The sequence below is a fragment of the Corynebacterium mendelii genome, assembly GCF_017307055.1.
Lineage (GTDB): Bacteria > Actinomycetota > Actinomycetes > Mycobacteriales > Mycobacteriaceae > Corynebacterium > Corynebacterium mendelii.
In genome coordinates this window covers 1-5,825 of sequence record NZ_JAFLEQ010000009.1, presented here as the reverse complement: position 1 = coordinate 5,825, position 5,825 = coordinate 1, and the positions used below count along the sequence as shown (strand labels likewise).

General features: G+C 51.6%; 6 protein-coding genes. 1 reads left to right on the top strand and 5 read right to left on the bottom strand.

Annotated features, from left to right (window positions below; translation table 11 throughout):
• The 5 genes from JZY06_RS06615 to JZY06_RS06600 all read right to left on the bottom strand — a co-directional run.
• Window positions 1-1,452, bottom strand: a 1,452-nt coding sequence (locus JZY06_RS06615; protein ID WP_207278778.1) for a glycoside hydrolase family 16 protein, incomplete at its 3' end; no start/stop codon positions are given.
• 291 nt (window positions 1,453-1,743) lie between these two features.
• A complete protein-coding gene (locus JZY06_RS12450; RefSeq protein WP_330617161.1) occupies window positions 1,744-2,034 on the bottom strand; it encodes an ATP-binding protein in 291 nt (96 codons plus the stop codon).
• The gene (locus JZY06_RS12445) at window positions 2,030-2,278 is read right to left on the bottom strand and encodes an ATP-binding protein (RefSeq protein ID WP_255568475.1); all 249 of its coding nucleotides are present in this window, start codon (window positions 2,276-2,278) and stop codon (window positions 2,030-2,032) included. The genes JZY06_RS12450 and JZY06_RS12445 overlap by 5 nt, the downstream gene beginning before the upstream one ends.
• A 397-nt stretch (window positions 2,279-2,675) precedes the next feature.
• The gene (locus JZY06_RS06605) at window positions 2,676-3,308 is read right to left on the bottom strand and encodes a hypothetical protein (protein WP_207278777.1); all 633 of its coding nucleotides are present in this window, start codon (window positions 3,306-3,308) and stop codon (window positions 2,676-2,678) included.
• Window positions 3,309-3,319: 11 nt separating this feature from the next.
• Entirely contained in the window at window positions 3,320-3,934 is a 615-nt protein-coding gene (locus JZY06_RS06600; RefSeq protein WP_207278776.1) for a hypothetical protein, read from the bottom strand.
• Between the two features lie 568 nt (window positions 3,935-4,502).
• Here JZY06_RS06600 and JZY06_RS06595 point away from each other — a divergent pair.
• On the top strand, window positions 4,503-5,375 hold the full coding sequence (locus JZY06_RS06595; protein ID WP_207278775.1) for a GT-D fold domain-containing glycosyltransferase: 873 nt from the start codon (window positions 4,503-4,505) through the stop codon (window positions 5,373-5,375).
• The last annotated feature ends 450 nt before the right edge of the window (window positions 5,376-5,825 follow it).

The window sequence follows — 5,825 nt, the reverse complement described above, 5'->3', positions numbered from 1 at the left end:
AGCCACAAACGACACCGACCGCTGCGCCTTGACCCACTTCGCATACAACGTCACATCAGAATCAAGTACGAATTCCTCCTCTGCAGGGCGACGGAATTCAGGGTCTTTGAACCAGCCATCAAACCGAAGCTGCTCAATTGGGGATGGCTTGCCTAGCCTTACAGTTTCTCCAGGTTTAAAAGCCTCTTGTTTTTTAGGACTGTTCGGCCCCCCACTGTAATTCTTGAAAACCCAAACTGCTTCTTCCCACTTCGGGAAAAGAATATAGCTGTCCTTAACGGCGGTATCGTTTCCAATTTTGGACCACGGTTTGAGGTTCGCCCTTCGATACCAGCCGAAGCTTGCTTCATTATGCTTATTTCTCAGAACGGGAAGATCCCCTATGCTCTCACCCAATTTTTTTAATTGGTCTTCGACGACCACTATCTCACCGTCAGGACCAACTGCTTGTTTAGCTGTATCAAAGCGGAGGTAGAACGTATCCTGTAATTTAATTTGTTCGGGGGTCTGATACACACGTATGTAGTCGATATCCACCTTACTCTTATCAAAATCCATCGCACTTAAATGCGATCTACTTGTCACCAGAGTTGCTAGATTAAGAATTAAAAAGAACTTTCTATCAAAAGGCGCCATAGGAGAAAAATCTTCGACTACGGTTTTCTCTCCTGTTTTTTTATCAACATAAATAAAGTTCGACGGCCAACGATACTCGCTCTTTGTAAGACCCCTCTTACGTTGATCAGCGGGAGGCATTGGATTCGTAGGCCGAAGACTACCGTACTCTTGACCATCATACTTGAACGAAAAACCACTCTCCGACCAGTTCATCGACCACGTGTGCCAATCCCCAGTTATTGGCTTGTCTGAAATTAGGTCAGCAAGCGCAGCGGTGTTATTGGCGGCGCGGCGAGAAAGATAATCGGTGGTGTGGGTAAGGGTACCCTGCTTCCTGTTATTTTTCCCAGGAAGAGTTTCTAGCCAGTCAATTTCACCATCTGCGGGCCAGCCTCGAGACTGCTCGGTAGGCATAAACCAAAGCGCCGGCCAAAGCTTGCTAGATGAATGGTATCTAATACGCGCCTCAAAATAGCCATATTTCCAGTCTTTTTTCCCTAAAGTTGACAACCCGCCCGTATTAATATAAGCGGGCTTATTTTTATTATTTATTATTGGCGTTTCTCTCGGACTCGCAACTATTGAAAGAAAACCGTCTTTCAAACGAATATCACCATCAACTGGATCAATTTTGTTTCTGTAAAAAAAGTTCTTGTTTTCCACTGGTCTTTGGGATAGATTCCAACCTTCATCCAAAACACCGTTATTGAATTCGTCGCTCCAGACAAGATAATACTCGTCACCCGCTTCGACAATCTTCCGTGGAGCCTCAGTACACGTGTCTGCCGCAATACAAAGGTCCGCTGCCTCAGCAGCAGGCAAAGCGATATTCATTCCACTCCACAGCGAAATGACGGTCGCAATGGCTACTAAAACTGCCCTTGAAGAACTCGTGACGCATGCTTCACGCCACAAGTGTTGACAGCATTGGTTCCTTTGACATGTTTTCTTGCTATACATGGTTTTATCGTAAACACAGAGGCCGCGGAACATCAGCAATATCGACTTTTAGAACCTTCACCAAGCGAGGTTGTAGCTGCAATGCACTCCGAAGCGAGCTCAGATTAATCCACCACGTTAACCACTATCCCCAGGACTGGTAGTTTCGATTTTCATGTCTTTTCGTTAATGAGTGTGTTCTGTCAAGTTGATGTGAGCCAGGTTGCCATTTTTACTTGGGCTACTTGGCCATTTTCGCTGGCTCATCAGCGCATGAGTCAAACGCCAGGACGTACCGGTGAACCGTAGGACCCGGGCGTGGTGAACAAGCCGGTCAAAGACAGCGGCTGCGATGGTGTCGTCGCTGATGATCGTGCCCTGGCGGGGAAACTCCACGTTCGTGGTGATCACCGGGCTGTGATGTTCGTAGGCGTCATTGATGACCTGGAACAGCAGGTGCGTACTCTCGGGGTCAATCGGCAGATAGCCCAGGCCGTTGATGGCGATGATGCGTTGTTTTACGCAGCGCCGCCGATTCCCGGTTCAGGCGGCCTTCCCGCTTGGCTTTACGCAAACCGGTGACAAGATTTGAAGCGGTGGTGAAACGGGCCGGTATACCGCGTGTGCACGCCTGGTGGACAATGGCTGTCGCCAGGTGTGTTTTCCCGCATCCGGCATCGCCGTAGAAGACACGATCTTCGGCTTTGTCGGTAAACGACAGGCCGGCCAGGTCCTGTTGGGTGAACCCTGTGGGAAAGTGGTGTTCGACCAGTCGTAGTCGGCGAATGTTTTGATCACCGGCATGTGCGCGGCACCGATGAGTCTGCGTCGTTTGTTGCGTTCACGTTGCATCACCTCGCTAGCAAGGACCTCGGCGAGGTATTCCCGCTGGTCTTGGGTGGCATGCTCGAGTGATTCACGCAGAAGGTCCCGGTTGATGCGGACGATCGCCGCATCCCGGACGATGGCCTGTGTCAGCGTGTCGGTCATGATGGTTGTACCCCCTTTTTTTTTCTAGGCCCCGGCCAGGACTGTGTCGTAGTCGCCCAGGTTCAGTCCGGGGTCGTGGTGGCAGGTGGCCTGCCCGTAGCTGTAGGTGACGGCCAGTTTGTCCCCGGTCAATGGCTGCCCCCTGGTCGATCAGTTGACGGGCGGCCTGCATGGATTCGGTGAAACCGATCAGTTTTTCGGCTTTGTACAGCTGGTTCAGGGCCTGTCTGCGGCTGGCGTGGTCCTGGTTGTCCCGGGTTGTCGACGACAATGTCCGGCATCACCTGCCTGACCAGTGATTCCTTCCAGCCGCGGGACCGGGTACGGGCGATATCCAGCAGGGTATGGGGGGCTGGACTGCGGGAGTTGCTGTTTGGACCAGACCCGGGCCAGGCTGATGATCTCTGCGCCGGTGTCCCGGTCGAAAACCCCACTGTGTCAGTGCTGATCTCCAGGATGACTTGTTGTCCGGCACAGCGGTCACCGATCAGACAGTCGCGGCCATCCAGGGTGACAATGCCCTGCCTGGTGACTGTCCGGACATCATGGCGCACACACCCAAACGGCACAGCGGGAAGCGGCAGCCCCTCGGCCCTGTCGACGTCAAGCAGATCACAGATACGTTCCTGCTCGGCGTCATGGCTCTTGTGCGTCAACCGGTCACAGCGGGCCAGCAGATCCCGGTTGAATTCGTCGAAATCCTCAATCACCGGCACCGGGGTGAGCAGGTTACGGCGCAAAAACCCGACCGCGTTTTCCACATGCCCTTATCTCATTTGCCGGAATACAGGTTGCAGTACCCGGCCTCGAATCCGTGGCGGATACGAAACCGGGTGAATACCTCCGACTCGCGGATCCGGTCACCGATGCGCCTGCCGGCCGATGTGGCGTTGCCGAACACCTGAACCGAAGGCACAAACCCCACATGGTCGTAGATGGTGTGAAAACCCAAAGTCAGACACTCCGCCGTCCGGCCGTACAACGGCCGGCAGTAGCGGGCATTCGAATACGGCAGGCCGACAACCAGCACCAGCAGCTTGACCGTTGCCCCGGTGGCATCCAGGGCCTCACCATGGCCGAAATAGACCTGCGCGGTAGCCGGCGCCCAGCACATCTCCGCGAACCCGCCGCGCGGGACGATGCGTTTTCCCGCATCAGCGACATAACCGGCCACCGTCCGGCAGGAACCGGTGCAGCCCTTCCCACGGCGCAGCCGTTCGACAATGCGTTGTGCCGCGTGACGCTGTTTTCTCGGTGCTGTCAGATCCTCTTTGAGGATCTCGATGATCAACTGCCCGCACTCCGGAGCCATCACCGATTTTTTTTGCCCTTCCGTTTCCGTGCCGGCGCCGGTGGGAAAAAAGCCCTGCTCCGCGACATACTTCACGACCGTGTTCCGGGAAATCTTCAACTCTACGGCGATTTTCCTGTCACTTACCCCCTTCCCTGACAGGGACTTGATAGTTTCGATCACAGGCACGGGTGTTCCCACCCTCGTTGTCCTTCCCGCGCCTGCGAACTGTGTCAAAAGGCAAGCAAACACTGAATCAACGCCACGAGAGCACCCATTCCCTTTGTGTGCACGGGATACTCGTGTCTCTTCTGCTGGTTCGACGCAGGCAACCCTGCCACCTGCCCCACCCCTGGGGCCGCTGCAGGTGGCTCAACCCCCACCCCTACGGGTGACTCAAGTATGGATGACAACTTGGCCCACCAAAACTCTGCAACGCACAGACCTAGCCGCCACAAAAAACCAACCCCCAAAACACAGGCCCCATCGGGGTATATCTGTCCAAAAAACATGTCACAGAGCGTCTAAAAATCATGTTGCTTGACAGTGAATTTCTAGAATATAGACAGGTGGTGGGCTAAACTGCTATAACAGGAAGTCAGTAAGGTATTTAAACTTAACTGCTCTCAGTTGCAACCTACCGATACCCCAAGAGGAAAATAGTATGGAATATAAGTGGTTAGATAACCTGGATCGGCATTTACGAAAACAGACAGAGCTTTTGGAGAGTATCCGATCGGAGCTGGTTCGTCAGCGTCCTCAGCTAGACCTTCTTGCACTTGCAGCTGCGAAAGATGAACTGATCGAGGCTAAGCAATTTTTTGACACTACGCAGCTTGACATGCTCGGTACACTTCGCAAAATTATTGATAATAATATGAGTTTAGCTCGCTTTGGTGATGGTGAGCTGAGGCTAGCCTTTCACTTAGGCTATGTGGACCGGGCTCAAAAGAATACGCATGAACTTCAGGTGGCCTTGAAAAGTGTTTTGAAAAATCAGTTGAACGACCTCCTGGAGTCGAAAGAACAACACGTATTAGTCGGTATGCCTCAGGTTTTTCGAAATACGCACTGGGCTAAGGTATGGTTCGACACATGGCCTTTCCTGAAAGATTTACTTAGCGACCAACTTTGCTATGGACATGCGTCTATTTCTCGACCTCTATTCTTCGAGCGTCATGGGCAACAAGGTGTTGAACTCTGGCGAGAACTCTGGGACGGGCGAAGGATTATGCTCGTTACTGGAAAAAATGGTCGTTTTGAATTTATTGAAGAGTTGTTCGGAAATGCTTCTGCAATTGAAAGATTAGACGGTCCGCCCGTTGATGCTTTTTCTGACCTTGACAACCTAACCGAAAAATGTTTAAAGAGCGATGCTGACCTCTTTCTTCTATCCTTAGGTGCGACAGCAACAGTTCTTGCGGATCGTCTTGCAAGAGCTGGTAGACAGGCATTGGATATTGGCAATATTACTGCTAGTTATCTTAATGTTTTCAAGGGAGGTGCCTGGCCAGAATCGTTACCTCTCGTTCGGTAGCATCTTTTTTTATTGATTTTCTTCCTAGTGTGGGGCCTTCTTCAAATGTAGGGTTTATTTAAAAGAGTTTTTAGGGCCTCTTTGAAAAGGCACTTCAGGTTTGGAATCGCTGCCTAACTGATCGCATTCGCTCTTACGTTAGATTAAAGGTATGATTTTTAGTATATAATATAGCGCTACGGTTAACTTAGTAATCTAGCGGCACAAAGCACGTTGGAGAGCTTAAGGAATTTTTCTGGTGGCAGCCCCTGGTCAAAAGTTTCTAAATAGACGAGTATCCCGTCCCTTAATCCCGGTTATTACAGCAATGTATGACTGGCTCTACGTAATTTAGGGGCTTTGAGTTTGTACCGTGGGGTTCTACGCAAATAAGAATGGGTAGCGGTGTTGTGTCCAGGTTTGGGGTCTGGGTGGCTGCCCCAACATGTAGTGTCCCCGGCTGTAGTGCGT

Coding starts and splice junctions, on each gene's coding strand:
- JZY06_RS06595 (WP_207278775.1), top strand. CDS start 4,503: ATGGAATATAAGTGGTTAGATAACCTGGATCGGCATTTACGAAAACAG.